The organism is Guptibacillus algicola (genome assembly GCF_020171805.1).
Taxonomy (GTDB): domain Bacteria; phylum Bacillota; class Bacilli; order Bacillales; family Guptibacillaceae; genus Guptibacillus; species Guptibacillus algicola.
In genome coordinates this window covers 1333724-1348905 of sequence record NZ_JAIVAF010000001.1, presented here as the reverse complement: position 1 = coordinate 1348905, position 15182 = coordinate 1333724, and the positions used below count along the sequence as shown (strand labels likewise).

Sequence of the window (15182 nt, the reverse complement as noted above, 5' to 3'; positions counted from 1 at the left end):
TTTAGTCGGGTATTGTAAGCAAATAAATTAAAAGAACCGTTCCACTTATTCTATCCTTTAATTTTCAACAAAGCAGTATACGTATTAATCCGACCTCTCTCATAAAGGGATCCTGTCCCATTTAGCGGAACAGTTGTAGTCTCAATCGCATTTTGAACGTTGTTAACGTTCGCATCAAGAGAGAGCATCAGCGCTGCTAAGCCAGCTACAAATGGTGAAGCCATCGATGTGCCTGATAAGATACCGTAGTTGGTTTGACCGGTTGAATTCTCATAGGTTGGAAGAGTAGATAGGATACTGACTCCAGGAGCGGCGACGTCGACCCAGGAAGAGCCGTAATTAGAAAACGACGCTTTCGTATCGTCTCGGTTTAAAGCTGCTACGCTAAGGCAGTGGGGGTATGCGGCTGGATAGAATAGGTCGTTTGAATTGCTATTTCCTGCAGCAGCAACGACCAACACGCCATTGTCTTTCGCATATTGGATTGCATCTTGAAGAGTTCTACTAGATAAAGTACCGCCAAGGCTCATATTGATGACTTTTGCTCCAGTATCTGTCGCATAAACAACGCCTTGAGAAACATCACTAACGGCTCCGCTTCCGTTATCATCTAATACCTTTACATTCATGATTCTCGGATTAATGGCCAGTCCCGCTACACCAAGGTCATTTTTCGTCGTAGCAGCTGCAATTCCTGCTACGTGCGTTCCGTGACCTTGTAAGTCTTCAAATGTTGATGAATTTGAGAAGTTTTTACTTAATACAATCTTGTCCACTAAATCAGGATGACTTGTTTGGACACCAGTATCTAAAATAGCGATATTCACAAATATTGATCCACGTGTAACGTTCCATCCTCTCACAGAGTTTATTTTCAGAAGGCCCCATTGCTGAGGGAAGAGGGGATCATTCGGTGTCAACTGAGTGTCTACGATGCCATCATACTCGGTATACTCAACTCCGGAAAAGTTAGAGAGAATTGTCATTTTAATGTTCAAGAGAAGGGGATCAACTGCTACAGTATAGACGTTCAGTACTGGTATTTCATCTATAAGAGTAAGACCACCAACATGTTGAATAATTTCTAGAGCACGTCGCCTTGAAACGCCGGGTATAAATCCAATTATAAATCTATTTGGAAAATAATTCATTGTAATAGATACACCTCCTATCATTGTAAGACATTACTAGTTTATTCATAAGATTATTTAATGATTGGGGAAGGGTACAAAATAGGTTAAAAGTGATAAAAGAGTTTAAAATAGTTAATGAAAATATTATGAATTAGCTCTTGATGCAACAAATTCTTCTAATCTTTCATTGGTAAAGGGTTTCAATAAATCTCCTTCTAAATTATTGAGTTTGATGAATTCGTATAAAGAAAACAGGGCACCGTCTTCGTCGGTTCCCTGTTTTTCTTTAGTTAGTGAATCATTCGACTGTCCTATCTTTCTTTTATTGAGAAATGTTCAACAAGGCCGCATACGTATTGATTCTACCCCTCTGATAGAGAGAACCTGTCCCATTTATCGGCACAGTTGTTGTCTCGATTGCATTCTGAACATTGGTAGCATTCGGATCTAGAGAGAGCATGAGTGCTGCGAGTCCAGAGACGAATGGCGTAGCCATCGAGGTACCAGATAAGGAACCATAGTCTGTTCCACCCTGGCTATTTGCATAAGTTGGAAGGGTAGATAGGATACTGACTCCAGGAGCCGCAACATCGACCCATGAAGCACCGTAATTTGAGAAAGCAGCCTTTGTATCATCCTGGTTTAAGGCTGCTACGCTAAGGCATTGCGCGTAGGCAGCAGGGAAGAATAGGTTACTAGAGTTGTCATTGCCAGCGGCTGCAACGTTAAGCACACCGTTGTTTTTAGCATATTGAAGGGCATTTTGGAGAGTGGCACTTGCTGAAGGTCCGCCGAGACTTAAGTTGATTACCTTTGCTCCGTTATCTGCTGCATAGATAACGCCTTGAGCAACATCGCTGAAGGATCCGCTTCCACTATCGTCTAATACTTTTATATTCATGATTTTCGGATTAATCGCAAGTCCAGCGACTCCAAGGTCGTTTCTGGTTGTAGCTGCTGCAATTCCAGCTACGTGTGTTCCGTGACCATTCAAATCTTCCGATGTGGCAGATGTTGAGAAGTTTTGACTTAAAATAATCTTGTCCACTAAATCAGGATGGTTCGTTTGAACACCGGTATCGAGAATTGCAATATTCACAAGTGTTGAACCACGTGTCACGTTCCAGGCTCTTACAGAATTTATCTTTAGAAGCCCCCACTGTTGAGGGAATAGAGGGTCGTTCGGTGTGAGCTGAGCATTTAAAATGCCATTATATTCAACATACTCCACACCGGAAAAGTTTGAGATGATTGTCATTTTGATATTCAACAAAGCTGGATCCACTGAAACAACATACACATTTAGCACTGGGATTGTATCGATGACAGTAAGACCACCAACTCGTGAAATGATCTGTAGCGCAGTACTTGGTGTAACACCAGCTTTAAACCTGATGATAAATTGATCAGGTAAATAATTCATAGTAATCATAACACCTCCTATGTTTGTAAGGCATTACTAGTTTATTCAGTAGATTGATAGATTGTTTGGGTATTTATGGGAATTGGGTTTAATTTGTGAAATATACTAATCTGCACAATTTCCACATATTTAGAAGGTAATGTTAGAAATGAACTACTGTATAAACTTACAGTTGTAGAAAAATTCAGGAGGTTTTTTTATGAAAAATAAGTCTATTCTATTAGCAACTACAATTCTTGTATTTACATTCATTCTTGTTGCATGTTCAGGAAGCAATGAGAACATGAGTAAAGAAGATAGTGAATCACAAGCCAATATTGAGTCGAACTCTGAAAGTAATATGGATGATATGAACCATTCGGGTTCTTCGAAGGTCCCTAATGATTTAGAGAAGGCAGAAAACCCAGCATTTGAAGTTGGAAACCAAGCGATTATCCAAGCAGATCATATGAAAGGTATGAAAGGCGCTGAAGCAACGATTAAGGGCGCATACCAGACGACCGCCTATGTTGTTTCTTATACTCCAACTACAGGTGGAGAAAGAGTAGAAAACCATAGGTGGGTTATCCATGAAGAGATTGAAGAAAGTGGTGAGAAACCTCTCGATACAGGAGCGGAAGTTACCATTAAGGCTTCACACATGGAAGGCATGGAGGGAGCAAGCGCCGTAATAGAATCTGCCGAACAAACGACTGTTTACATGATCGATTTTAAGCCAACGACTGGAGGCGAAAAAATAACGAATCACAAATGGGTGACAGAAGATGAGTTATCTGCAGAATAACATTTAATAGGATGCGGACATTGCGAAAACGAATTTCATGCTTCACTTACAATTAAAATTCCAAAGATCATAATTAAAAAAACCAGGAGACTAACCACGTGTGGATTAGCCTCCTGGTTTTATTTTAAGTTTAAGCAGGGTACCCGCAGAACTCTTCCCTGTTTCTATTAACCTCCTGCAATCATCCGCGCGAGCTGACCACAGAGAAGTGCGGCATACGTTCCGACCACATTACCGAGTATCCCCATTAACAATCCAACAGGAGCAAGCGCTGGCTGGAAGACGGAAGCCACAATCGGTGCTGAGCTCGTACCACCGATATTTCCTTGTGAACCAACAGCTACGAAGAACAGTGGTGCACGTAAGAGGCGTGCAGCGATAAAGATAAATAGTACGTGAATCGAGAGCCATACCATTCCCATCAGAATAAACTGAGGAGCTTGAACGATGTCCATCAAGTTTGCCTGAGCACCGATCGCTGTTAGGAATAAGTAGATTCCCATATAACCGAATTTACTAGCACCGTAGTACTCAAGGTTACGAACCTTCGTAAAGGATAGAAGAATACCAACGGCTGTAATGATAAGGAATGTCCATGTGGACGTGCTCATCACATCTGACTTCGGAATGAAAGAAAGATCTGCAAATAGACGAATCAAGTAAGACCCAGCCACACCAATAGCAAGGATCCCAAACAGCTGTGGCAATTGTAGTGGCTTGGAATTTTCCTCTACATCTGTTGCGATATCTTCATTAACACGTTTGATCGTGGAGTTATCCGCCTTGTTCCATTTGTTAAAACGTTCCTGGTAACTAGCAAGTGAAATCATTACACCCATCCAGCCGATTCCAACGAGTGTATCTGTTAAGATGATCGGGCTAAGGATATCGTCCGGAGTTTGAAATGCTTCAATCATCGCACCCATGTTAGCAGATCCACCAATCCAGCTTCCTGCAAGGGCGGCGACACCGCGCCATGCTTCATCAGGAAGGATACCTTGGAAAAGGAAGAATGAAATTGGTCCACCTATCACGACTCCAAGTGTTCCTGCTAAGAATACGAGAATGGCTTTTCCGCCAAGCTTGAACGTTGCCGGTACATTTGTACTGATCATTAATAGCAATAGACCTGCTGGGAGCATATATGTGCTCAAGAAGCTGTATAAGTCTGAGCTTTGAGGGATAATGCCGAATGTCGTAGAGAGCATCGGCAAGAAATACATCCAAATTAACGGTGGCAAATAGCCGAAGAACTTTTTCAGCGGTGCATATTGAACTGTCGAAAGCATAAATACAATTCCGACAATTGCGATTAAATAAGCAAAAATCGCCATGGGTTGTTGGATAAGAGCTTGTGCAAGTATCATGATGTGTTTCTCCTTTTCTGTTCAATCTTAGAAGTAGTTATGTTGGGTTATAAAGCTACATTCGAAAAGTATAGCATATAGGAAGGATCTTGAGACAGGTACATCTTAGCTAATAGTATGGTAATTTGTCTCATTGTTTTTTCTGTATTTGAGGAAAGAAGAAAATATAATCCTTAGTATTTTAAGTGAAGGCTGAAAGTTAATTAAGAGTATTGCCACAAACAAAAAGCAGTGGTTAATCAAACGTTTGATTAACCACTGCTTTTTATGTGACATGAGCTGACAGTCTTGATTTAACTGTTCTGAAACTGCTGATCGAGCTCCCGCACTCTATCATAGGACTCTTTTAAGAAATCAGGAATTAATTTACGCCCGAATTCCCAAGCGTTTTCTTCAATTTCATTCAGTAGCTTTTGTTGAACTTCTTTATCTTCATACATTAGTATTCTCAAGTCGTGTCTGTGCTTCTTAAAGTCTAAGTAATAGCCGATCTCATGATAGAGCAAAATGAGTGCGATGTTTTCTTCATTTTCTTTTAAGCCAACATTCACTTTTGCTACATACCCGTTTATTTCTAAATAGTTAAACTTGATCGTATTTGTTGATACGTTGTAACTCATTGGGGATTTCAGATCGTTATTGAATTCATAATTAATATCTAACTGGTGCTTTTCCAATGTATCTTTAATGATCTTTTCAACATCCCATATATATAACATGTTCTTTATCACTACCTTTTTGTGAAGCTTTGCCCTATTTTAAACCATCAACTGTTATATTCCCACTATTTTTTAGATGAAACGGTATAGGTTGGCCTTAAAACATGAATGAGACAGTTTTCAATCAAACTTTGATTGAAAACTGCCTCACTATGTTAAACCAATACAATCCACAATATCATTGTAAACACGATAGCCGTCAAACCTTGGACGAGTGTCGCCATTGTTTGTGCTTTATAAGCATCGGTGACTTTCATGCCACTAAATTCTGTCACAACCCAGAAGTAACTGTCGTTCACATGACTGACCACCATTGCACCAGCTCCTACTGCCATAACTACGAGTGCTAATGGAATTGCGCCATCGATGCCCATTCCTGGTAGTAATGGTGCGATGAGAGTTGACGTTACAACGATTGCTGCTGTAGAAGAGCCTTGGGCAGATTTTAATGCTGCAGCAATGATAAAAGGAATAATTAAGACGAATGCGCCGTTTAAAAGTCCACCGTCTGCAAGACCCTGAATCAATCCTGCAACTGGAGTCGCTTTAATGACTGAGCCAAATGCTCCCCCTGCACCAGTAATCAATAGAATCGGTGCGGCATCTTTAATGCCATCTCCAACCCACCCGGTTAATGTTTCTTCATTAAGGTTAGGCATTAATGTAAAGGAAACGAGTACGCCCACGAGGAGAGCAACGACCGGCGAACCGAGAAAGAGTAGGACGTCTGCGAATGTTCCAGTCCAACCTGCGAAGCTAACGAATGAACCACTGCCGATTAATAGAATAGGTAGCGTGATGGGCGCAAATGATTTAACAGTAGATGGGAGTTCTCCGAAGCTTTTAACGATCTCATCATAATTAAGTCCCTCGTCATCATGTTCGCCCTCGATTTCGATTTTACTAGCTACTTTAATTGCCCATAAGTACCCAACTAAAATGGTAGGAATGGCCACAATAATACCAATCATGATGATCGTTCCTAAATAATCACTCGCCCCAATATTCCCAGCTGCGGCAATTGGACCTGGAGTTGGTGGCACAAGAGTGTGTGTTGCATATAAACCAGTAGCTAGAGCAACACTCATTGAAGCGAGAGCGACTTTCGCCTTCTTCGCAAGCGCTTTCTTTAAACTGGATAAAATAACGTATCCTGAGTCACAGAAGACGGGGATACTGACGATAGCACCGATCAATGACATCGCAAGTTGAGGGCGCTTCTCTCCAACGATTCTTAGGACGACTTCGGCCATTCTAAGTGCGGCACCTGATCGTTCAAGAATCGTTCCGATGATGGTACCGGCTACGATTACAATTCCGATGTAGCCCATCAACCCGCCGAAACCACCATTTACAGCTTCGATGACGTCTGGAAGTGGCAATCCTGATAGGAGGCCGACCCCAAAAGCTGCGAATAGTAGGGATAGAAATGGGTGAAGCTTAAGCTTGGCTGTTGCAAAAACGATGAATCCAACTCCTAATAAAATGACAAGAAATAATAGTGGTCCTTGCATAGTAGTTCCTCCTTAATACTCTTGCTGTAGTGCTCATTAAACAGTGGTGTTGTTTTCACATTTAGTTAAAACTTCCGTTTAACGTTTAGTGATAACACTATATGAATCCGTTTACATTTTAAAGCGTTTGAGTGACTTTTATTAAAAAGTAACCTTTTTCATAGCTAAACTCATTGATCATTAAGAATTGAAAGAGGTTCGAATACACAGGTACATCGAATGATAAAAGATGTGAATTATTCTTAGATTCACCCCAAATATTTCCTTTATTTAGTATATAATAGAAATTGTTAGTACTGGTAATCTAAGGGGGCATTACTATGGGGATTAACTGTTATATTCATGAGAATCAGGCATCTGTAGGTACGTGCGTAGGTTGTGGAAAGTTTATATGCCAAGAATGTAATACTGAAGTGAAGCGAAAGAATTATTGTAAAACGTGTATTGGCGAAATGATCACTGAGAATCAAAGCAAGATTGAGAAGTTGGAAGACAGCAAGAATAATTCTAACCCAATGGTCTTCATGAATGCTGGTGGGGGTGGCGGAGCAGCCAGTTCTGCTGCTAGTTCAAGTGGTTCAAATGGTATGGGGGTACCAGTCTACACGAAAAGTAAAATTACTGCAGGTGTCTTAGGGATTTTGCTAGGTTCTCTCGGAGCTCATAAGTTTTATTTAGGAAGATGGGGATGGGGGATTATTTATCTGTTATTCTCTTGGACATATATCCCAGGTATCATTGGTTTCATCGAAGGCGTAATATATTTGTTTTCACACCACGAATCTTTCGCAGCAAAGCATGATCGTAACTATTTTAGACGGGCAGCATAACGGTAATGTATGTACATATCAAACTAAACAGTCTTTCCCAGTAACGGGAAGGCTGTTTTTTTTAGGTTCTTGTAGATGGTAGACACAGATAGCCTTCATGAAAAGCGCCAGCTCAAAATAGACTGTCATTATAGACTTTTAAATGAAGGGGGGGATCGAATGGCAATCCATACGATTAAAGCAGGAGATAATTTATGGCGGATCTCAGCGGCTTATGGTGTACCGATACCAACACTAAAAGCAGTTAACGGACTCGTTTCGAATCGTCTCGTTCCAGGGTTGAACTTATATATCCCTGACCAATCTCTTCCTGAGCAGTATTATCAAATTAAGCCAGGAGATACGTATTGGAAACTCTCTCAACAATTCAACACTTCCATTCAAGCGATTATCGCTGCTAACCCAACTCTTGATCCTAACGCTCTCCCAATCGGGTTACGCGTGCGAATTCCTTCTTTAGAAAAATACCGGATGCAATCCTTAGTCTTCTTTGATGCGTTAGCTGGTACTCCTTACCTTGATACGCTTACTAAAATTGCTGCATCAATCACCTATTTAGCGATATTCACGTATTCCTTCACAAGAGACGGGGAATTAATTGGGATAGATGATGCGCTGATTTTACAAAGGGCGAAAGAATTAAACATCAAACCGTTGCTGGTGATTAGTAATTATGAAGGGAACATGTTCAGTCCCGGTTTAGCAAATGATGTTCTTCAAAATAAGGAAAAAAGAACTGTATTGGTTCAAAACCTCGTTCGAGTAGTAAAAGCAAAAGGATATGCAGGTGTTAGCATCGATTTTGAATTCGTTCCTCCTGAGAGAAGAAATGATTTTACAGCATTCTTAAGAGAATTAAAGAACGGGCTCGGCACTCTAGTCCTCCAGCTCAACGCGCATGCGAAAAGCAGCGATATGGCAACGAATCGATTGGTTGGCTTTTTGGATTACAAGGCCACTGGTGCGATTGTAGATATCGTTTCAATTATGACGATTGACTATGGATATGCGATCGGCCCGCCAGACCCAATAGCGCCTGTTTGGTGGGTTGAACAGGTGTTGATGTATGCAACAGGACAGATTAACCGGCGCAAGATCATGCTTGCGATGAGTCTTTACGGCTATGATTGGATAGTACCAATTCAGGCTGAGGTAGTGGCTGGAATGATTCCAATGCAAATCGCTCAAAACCGAGCGATTGATTCGTGGATTCCTATTACCTATGATGAGGTTGCGCAAGCTCCTCACTACCGTTATCGATTGCCGAACAGTGAGCATATTGTCTGGTTCGAGGACATTCGGAGTATCACTTGGAAGTATAAGCAGATGGAAGCTTATAACTTGTTGGGGGCGACTTATTGGCGATTACGCTTTTCGTTTCCACAGAACTGGGCTTATGTTGGGAAGAATCTTTTAGTAATGAAATAACTAGAAATAATAAGATATATTCTATAGTATAAAAAAGCACTTAATCAAACGTTTGATTAAGTGCTTTTAAAAAAAGAAAGTTACCTTTTTTCAATAGATTATCTTCTTACAACCCTATCGAAATATACTTCACTTCCAAATACTCCTCAATTCCATGATGTCCACCTTCACGTCCAAGTCCACTTTGCTTAAAGCCTCCAAATGGAGCTTGAGGAGTGGAAGGGGCACCGTCGTTGAGCCCAACAATTCCGTACTCCAGCTGTTCGCTAATACGGATCCCTCTCGTTAGATTCTCTGTAAATAAGTACGCAGCAAGTCCATAGATAGAATTGTTCGCTCGTTCAATCGCTTCTTCTTCTGTTTTGAATGTAGCGATTGGAGCTAGTGGACCAAATGTTTCATCTTTCATACAAAGCATCTCGTCAGTCGCATCAGTTAAGATCGTAGGTTCATAAAACAACCCGTTTTTTGCACCACCGGAAATAAGTGAAGCTCCTTTTAATTGTGCATCCTCAATGTGGCTTTGTACTTTTTCGATAGCAGATTGATCGATTAGCGGGCCAATTTGGACATCTTCATTAAGACCGTTTCCTGTTTTGAGCTCTTTCACCTTTTCTTCTAGAAGTTCGGTGAACAAGCCTGAAATCGATTCTTGTACGTAGATTCGGTTCGTGCAGACGCATGTTTGTCCTGAATTTCGAAATTTTGATGCGATGACCCCGTCGACAGCTTTATCAAGATCACAGTCATCCATCACAATTGCTGGTGCGTGGCCTCCTAATTCAAGGGATATTTTCTTAACCGTTTCCGCTGATCCTTTCATGAGTAGCTTTCCAACTTCGGTTGAGCCTGTGAATGTTAGTTTTCTCACACGCTCGTCTTCTAACCATGCTTCTCCGATCGATTTCGCGTCACCTGTGACGACGTTAATCACTCCCTTTGGAATACCAGCTTCCTCAGCAAGTTCTGCTAATTTCAACGCTGTAATTGGCGTTTGCTCAGCAGGTTTGATAACTACCGTACAGCCTGTCGCTAATGCTGGTGCTATTTTTCGAGTGATCATCGCAGCCGGGAAATTCCATGGTGTAATGACTGCGACGACACCTACCGGCTGCTTACTTACAAATAGTCGCTTGTTTTGTTGGATCGCAGGCAGCTGCTCCCCATTCACTCGTTTCCCTTCTTCTGCATACCAGGAAATGAAGCCATTCGCATAGTCGATTTCCCCTCGTGCTTCTTTTAGAGGCTTGCCTTGTTCGAGTGTCATCGTCCGGGCGAGATTTTCTTTATGTTCATTGATAAGGTGATGCCATCTAGAAAGGTAGGCACTTCTTTCAAAAGCAGAAATTTGAGACCATGGGCGAAACGCATGATGTGCTACGTCCACTGCCATCGACGCTTCCGTTTTACCTCCGTTAGGAATTGTTCCGATAACGTCTGATGTAGCAGGATCAGTAATCTCGATTGTTGGCAGATTTGCGCCTATTTCTTCATTATTAATTCGCATATAGTATGGTTTCATCATAATCCTCCTACTGTTTTACGAAATTTTCTTTTCGTCGTCAGTTTTAATGTCTTTTGTAAAGATTTCGTCGTTTTCTCCTTTGAAAAAGTTCTTTCCATAGATTAAGAATGTGAGGAGGATACCGACTGCAAACGCCCACGCAGCTCCTTTTGTAGCAAGGACCGCTCCAATGATTCCAGCTATTCCAAGGTCACGGTTACTACGTGATTCGAGGATTCCGACTTTTACACTTACATAACCTTGAATCAAAAGAGTTAAGGCTAGTGCGATTCCGAGGATGGGTTGTACTAAGCTTACGATTGGGAGTAAGAGTAGACCTGTATTCGTTCCCCAACGGAATGATCCTGATCCGCCGAAGATGGAGTTCATCGCTTTCTTTCCTTCTTTAAAACGTTCGATGACAACAACTTGCATCGCTGCCCATAATGGTCCAGCCATCGTTACATCGGGTCCTAAAATACTCATAATCGTGTTACGTCCACCGAAGATCATATGAGCACGGTTCGGGTTGTAATCGATCTTCTCATCTCTACGATAATCTTCCGCTTCTTCGACGAGCGCCTTACTTTGCAGGACGTCACCGAAGAGAACGATATACGCTGCAAGAACGGTAGGAATTGCCGTAACAAATAACATGAGTGGCGGGAATCCGAGTCCAAAGACTGTGTACTCACTCCAAAGTGTTCCGAAGTCAGGGTTGATTAGCCCCCATTCGATCGTTGGCCATGGCGCTTCTCCAAAAAGAGGTCCAATAATGACGGCCAGGATGATGATAGGGAAAATTCCGAGCTTACCGATTAATCCCCAAATAGAGCTCTGGTTCTTAAGACGATTGAAGTGTTTTGAGAAAATGATATAAAATGCGATACCTACAGCGATCGAGATCGTCCACGGGAACGATTCAAATCGACCGCCGACTTCAAATACAGAAATAACTGCCGCAAATCCAGCTCCTAATATAATCCCTGATTTGATAGCAGGAGGGACGAAGGCGACAACTTTTCTCGCAAGACCAGTCGAACCGAGGAGTATAGAGAACAACCCTAAGGTCAGCTGAAAGGCGACGAGGGCATGAACCCGTTCTGCTCCTTCTGGGAACGTCGATACATATGCCATGATTAGTGGAATGGCAGGTGTAATCCATCCAGGAACAACAGGGTCTCCAAGGAGATGATGCGTTAAATAAAGTAAACCGTTCAATAGAACGACAGCTAACGCAACTTCAAACGGCATGCCTAATAGTTCGATCATTAATGGGATGGCAGCTAAGTCGACAGCACACATCAGAAGGCCTTGTACATAATCAGGCCATTCAAATTTATAATGAATGAACGGGAGCCTTAATTTAAACGGCCCCATCGGGATGTACGGTGATTCCTCACCATCTTTTCGGTTTTTCCACATAATAAATCCCCCTTATCTCAGTATTATTAATACGCAGATCGATAGATTTCTTCAATATCATCTTTGCTAAGTTGACGAGGGTTATTGTTCAGCAAACGTTCCACCTTGCTCGCGTCTTCTGCCATCTCCGTAATAGCGGATTCTGGAATATCGAATGATTGCAATCCTGATGGGATGTTAACGGACGTGCATAAGCGCTTCATCGCTTCTACGGCACTTGTCGCAGCGTCAGCATCTGAGAGGTGTTCTACTTGTTCACCTAAAGCAGTCGCGATGTCTCTAAAACGCTCCACGCAAGCGAGTTTGTTCCATTCCATCACATAAGGTAAAAGAAGAGCGTTACTCACGCCATGCGGAATATGGTACCGACCACCTAGAGGATAAGCGAGTGCGTGAACAGCTCCTACACCTGCATTTCCAAATGCCATGCCCGCCATTAAGCTCGCTGTTGCCATCTGTTCTCGAGCTTCGACGTTGTCGGCTTTTGCATAAGCTTTCGGAAGGTTTACTGAGATCATTTTGATTGCTTGAATCGCAAGTGCATCAGTAATCGGAGAAGCGTGAACGGAAATATATGCTTCTATCGCGTGCACGAGTGCATCGATTCCACTTGCAGCTGTCACGGATTTTGGCATGCTTAACGTCATTTCGGGTGCTACGATCGCAACATCTGGGAGGAGGTGATCACTTACGATCCCTTTCTTCAGCTGCGCCTCCGAGTCAGATAGAATGGAAATATTGGTTACTTCCGATCCAGTTCCAGCTGTAGTAGGCAGCGCAATAATCGGTGCTCCTTTCTCTGGCACGAGGTCTGTCCCAAAAAGATCCGATAATGAACCTTCATACCCGGCATATGCTGAAACGCTTTTTGCGATATCAATCGCACTTCCTCCGCCAATTGCGATTAATGCATCATGATTTCCTTCGGTAAATAACCCCGTACATTCTTCAACAATGGTGAGTTCGGGATCAGGCTTTACCCCTGTGTACACGTCATACTGTATCTCTTTTAATAGTGGGGTGATTTGATCAACAATCCCTATTTTTTCTAGAATTTCATCTGTGACGATAAGCGGATTTTTTACTTGTAAGCGCTTAATTTCTTCTGTAAGTTTTTCAGTCGCCCCTTTACCAGTAATTAATTTGTTAGCGATTTTGAACGTTGAGATAGACAAACGACATTCTCCTTTCAAGCATTTGTCTATAGACGTTGCAATTCCCATGCCAACTTATTAGTTCCCTTGTTTGTAAGGGCTTTGTTTCGGGTTATGTTCGAAATATTGTAAAAAAGCTTTTAAATTGAGTAGTATTCTACTCAAAAAAAGAACAATGATTAGATATTTAATCATTGCTCCCACTTTTTCATTTTTTGTACGATGGTCGATTGACTCACTTCAAGAATTTCGGCCGCTTTCCTTGTGGTCTTGTACTTCCTCATCGCTCTCATAATTAAATCACGTTCAACTTGTTCAAGTGCTTTCTTTAGTGGAATGATTTCATCACGTTCAGAATTTAGGTGGTCACTTTTGAAATGGAGTAAGTCATTTGGTAAATCTGCCAACTGAATTTTGGGGTGAGGTGTCAAGACCACTAAGCGTTCTATGACATTCTTAAGTTCTCGTATATTACCTGGCCAATCATACTCATGTAACATGTCCAGTGCTTCAATACTCAAGGAGTGATCTACATCATACTCCTCGTTAAAGCGTTCAAGAAAATGTTGCGCTAACGGTATAATTTCTTCTCTACGGTATCGTAAAGGAGGGATTTCGAGTGGAACGACGCTAAGTCGATAGTAGAGATCTTCTCGAAAAAGCCCTTCACCTACTAATTTCTTCAAATTCTTATGAGAGGCAGCGATGATGCGTACATCAACATGCTTTAATTTAGAAGATCCAATTGGAATAAACGCCTGGTCTTCGATGACTTTTAATAACTTGATCTGTACTTCTAAAGGAAGGTCTCCGATTTCGTCTAAAAACAACGTGCCATTGTCTGCGACATCTAAGAGCCCTTTTTTCCCTTTCGTTAGAGCACCAGTAAAGGCTCCGGCTTCGTACCCGAATAATTCAGCCTCAATAAGATTCGGTGGAAAGGCTCCGCAATTCAGCTCTAAGAAACTTCCTTCGGATCGCTTTGAATGTTCGTGAATGTATTTTGCGATCATCGTTTTTCCAACACCGGTTTCCCCCTGTAAAAGGATCTTCGTATCTGTCTTCGAAGCCCTTTTGATGAGAGAAAACAATTCACTCATCGTTTCGCCAAAGTAAATCGATGAATGATCTGGTTGATTCAGCGTTGTTTTAGAATTTTGTCTAAGGTTTCTCAAATCCTGAAGTTCGTCAATCTGAAGCTTCAATTTCAATAGTTCTGTGATATCTCGAACGCTGTTTACGATATATAGAATCTCGTCGTCAGGCGTAAAAATAGGGGTGCCGGAAACGATGATTTTTCTCCCGTTCGAAATCGTCTGCATCAATGTAATCGGCTTCTTTTCTTTTAAAACCTGCAACGAGGCTGATTTTGAGATATAGCCTGCTTTAATGAGATCTTCCATATGATAACCGATAACTTGCTCCTTTTTCAGACCCGTAATTCGTTCGTAGGACTCGTTGACTATGACAGGTATGCCTTCACCGTTCGTAATGAACACACCATCATATAAAGAATTGATAATATCATTGAAAACCGGATCTTCGAGTAACGCAGTATACTGATTTTGGTTTATGCTGTGTTCTTGTATAGGGTGATGATTCTTAGCAATCGTTTCTAAGATGTGTCCAATCGATGTACTGCCTTCGTCTTCTTGTAGAGCGCGAACCATTTCTTCCACTTCGATAAGACCAAGTGATGCGCCATTTTCATCGATAACTTCCAAAGCCTGAACGTCTTCATTTGCGAATAACTCAATCGCTTGTTCGATTTTATCTGTTGCGAGGATCTGCATGATTGTAACCTCCAGAAGAGTTTGCTTGGTGTTAGTTTAACATGATGGGGGGAGAAGCATGTTGATGTGAGTAGGAGTGAGAGGAAAATATGATGTGGCAGCTTTTCA

The 15182-nt window shown here is 41.8% G+C and carries 12 protein-coding genes; 3 read left to right on the top strand and 9 right to left on the bottom strand.

What is annotated here, in order from left to right:
* Positions 1-50 precede the first annotated feature (50 nt).
* Positions 51-1151, bottom strand: a complete 1101-nt coding sequence (locus LCM09_RS06885) for a S8 family peptidase (protein WP_224879866.1) — start codon at positions 1149-1151, stop codon at positions 51-53.
* 304 nt (positions 1152-1455) lie between these two features.
* Entirely contained in the window at positions 1456-2565 is a 1110-nt protein-coding gene (locus tag LCM09_RS06880) for a peptidase S8 (RefSeq protein ID WP_224879864.1), read from the bottom strand.
* A 190-nt stretch (positions 2566-2755) separates the two neighbouring features.
* Here LCM09_RS06880 and LCM09_RS06875 point away from each other — a divergent pair, with 190 nt between their 5' ends.
* Positions 2756-3340, top strand: a complete 585-nt coding sequence (locus LCM09_RS06875) for a YdhK family protein (RefSeq protein WP_224879862.1) — start codon at positions 2756-2758, stop codon at positions 3338-3340.
* A gap of 167 nt (positions 3341-3507) precedes the next feature.
* Here LCM09_RS06875 and LCM09_RS06870 read toward each other — a convergent pair whose 3' ends face one another.
* From LCM09_RS06870 to LCM09_RS06860, 3 genes are all read right to left on the bottom strand, one after another.
* Positions 3508-4707 (bottom strand): DUF819 family protein, encoded by a 1200-nt coding sequence (locus LCM09_RS06870; protein ID WP_224879860.1) that lies wholly within the window; start codon positions 4705-4707, stop codon positions 3508-3510.
* A gap of 293 nt (positions 4708-5000) precedes the next feature.
* Positions 5001-5426 (bottom strand): hypothetical protein, encoded by a 426-nt coding sequence (locus LCM09_RS06865; RefSeq protein WP_224879859.1) that lies wholly within the window; start codon positions 5424-5426, stop codon positions 5001-5003.
* A 155-nt stretch (positions 5427-5581) separates the two neighbouring features.
* Positions 5582-6940 (bottom strand): GntP family permease, encoded by a 1359-nt coding sequence (locus LCM09_RS06860; RefSeq protein WP_224879857.1) that lies wholly within the window; start codon positions 6938-6940, stop codon positions 5582-5584.
* 320 nt (positions 6941-7260) lie between these two features.
* Between LCM09_RS06860 and LCM09_RS20960 the strand changes: the two genes are divergently transcribed.
* Positions 7261-7770 carry a TM2 domain-containing protein gene (locus LCM09_RS20960; protein ID WP_404800785.1) on the top strand — a complete coding sequence of 170 codons (510 nt, stop codon included), beginning with the start codon at positions 7261-7263 and terminating at the stop codon, positions 7768-7770.
* 159 nt (positions 7771-7929) lie between these two features.
* Entirely contained in the window at positions 7930-9198 is a 1269-nt protein-coding gene (locus tag LCM09_RS06850; RefSeq protein ID WP_224879855.1) for a LysM peptidoglycan-binding domain-containing protein, read from the top strand.
* Between the two features lie 106 nt (positions 9199-9304).
* Here the strand turns inward: LCM09_RS06850 and LCM09_RS06845 are convergent, their stop codons facing one another.
* The 4 genes from LCM09_RS06845 to LCM09_RS06830 form a co-directional block, all read right to left on the bottom strand.
* Positions 9305-10720 carry an NAD-dependent succinate-semialdehyde dehydrogenase gene (locus tag LCM09_RS06845; protein WP_224880130.1) on the bottom strand — a complete coding sequence of 472 codons (1416 nt, stop codon included), beginning with the start codon at positions 10718-10720 and terminating at the stop codon, positions 9305-9307.
* Between the two features lie 18 nt (positions 10721-10738).
* Positions 10739-12130, bottom strand: a complete 1392-nt coding sequence (locus LCM09_RS06840; RefSeq protein WP_224880128.1) for a DUF3360 domain-containing protein — start codon at positions 12128-12130, stop codon at positions 10739-10741.
* 23 nt (positions 12131-12153) lie between these two features.
* Positions 12154-13302, bottom strand: a complete 1149-nt coding sequence (locus LCM09_RS06835; RefSeq protein WP_224879853.1) for an iron-containing alcohol dehydrogenase — start codon at positions 13300-13302, stop codon at positions 12154-12156.
* A gap of 170 nt (positions 13303-13472) precedes the next feature.
* A complete protein-coding gene (locus tag LCM09_RS06830) occupies positions 13473-15074 on the bottom strand; it encodes a sigma 54-interacting transcriptional regulator (protein ID WP_224879851.1) in 1602 nt (533 codons plus the stop codon).
* Positions 15075-15182: the final 108 nt, after the last annotated feature.

Coding starts and splice junctions, on each gene's coding strand:
- LCM09_RS06875 (WP_224879862.1), top strand. CDS start 2,756: ATGAAAAATAAGTCTATTCTATTAGCAACTACAATTCTTGTATTTACA.
- LCM09_RS06885 (WP_224879866.1), bottom strand. CDS start 1,151: ATGAATTATTTTCCAAATAGATTTATAATTGGATTTATACCCGGCGTT.
- LCM09_RS06865 (WP_224879859.1), bottom strand. CDS start 5,426: ATGTTATATATATGGGATGTTGAAAAGATCATTAAAGATACATTGGAA.
- LCM09_RS06845 (WP_224880130.1), bottom strand. CDS start 10,720: ATGAAACCATACTATATGCGAATTAATAATGAAGAAATAGGCGCAAAT.
- LCM09_RS06850 (WP_224879855.1), top strand. CDS start 7,930: ATGGCAATCCATACGATTAAAGCAGGAGATAATTTATGGCGGATCTCA.
- LCM09_RS06860 (WP_224879857.1), bottom strand. CDS start 6,940: ATGCAAGGACCACTATTATTTCTTGTCATTTTATTAGGAGTTGGATTC.
- LCM09_RS20960 (WP_404800785.1), top strand. CDS start 7,261: ATGGGGATTAACTGTTATATTCATGAGAATCAGGCATCTGTAGGTACG.
- LCM09_RS06880 (WP_224879864.1), bottom strand. CDS start 2,565: ATGATTACTATGAATTATTTACCTGATCAATTTATCATCAGGTTTAAA.
- LCM09_RS06830 (WP_224879851.1), bottom strand. CDS start 15,074: ATGCAGATCCTCGCAACAGATAAAATCGAACAAGCGATTGAGTTATTC.
- LCM09_RS06870 (WP_224879860.1), bottom strand. CDS start 4,707: ATGATACTTGCACAAGCTCTTATCCAACAACCCATGGCGATTTTTGCT.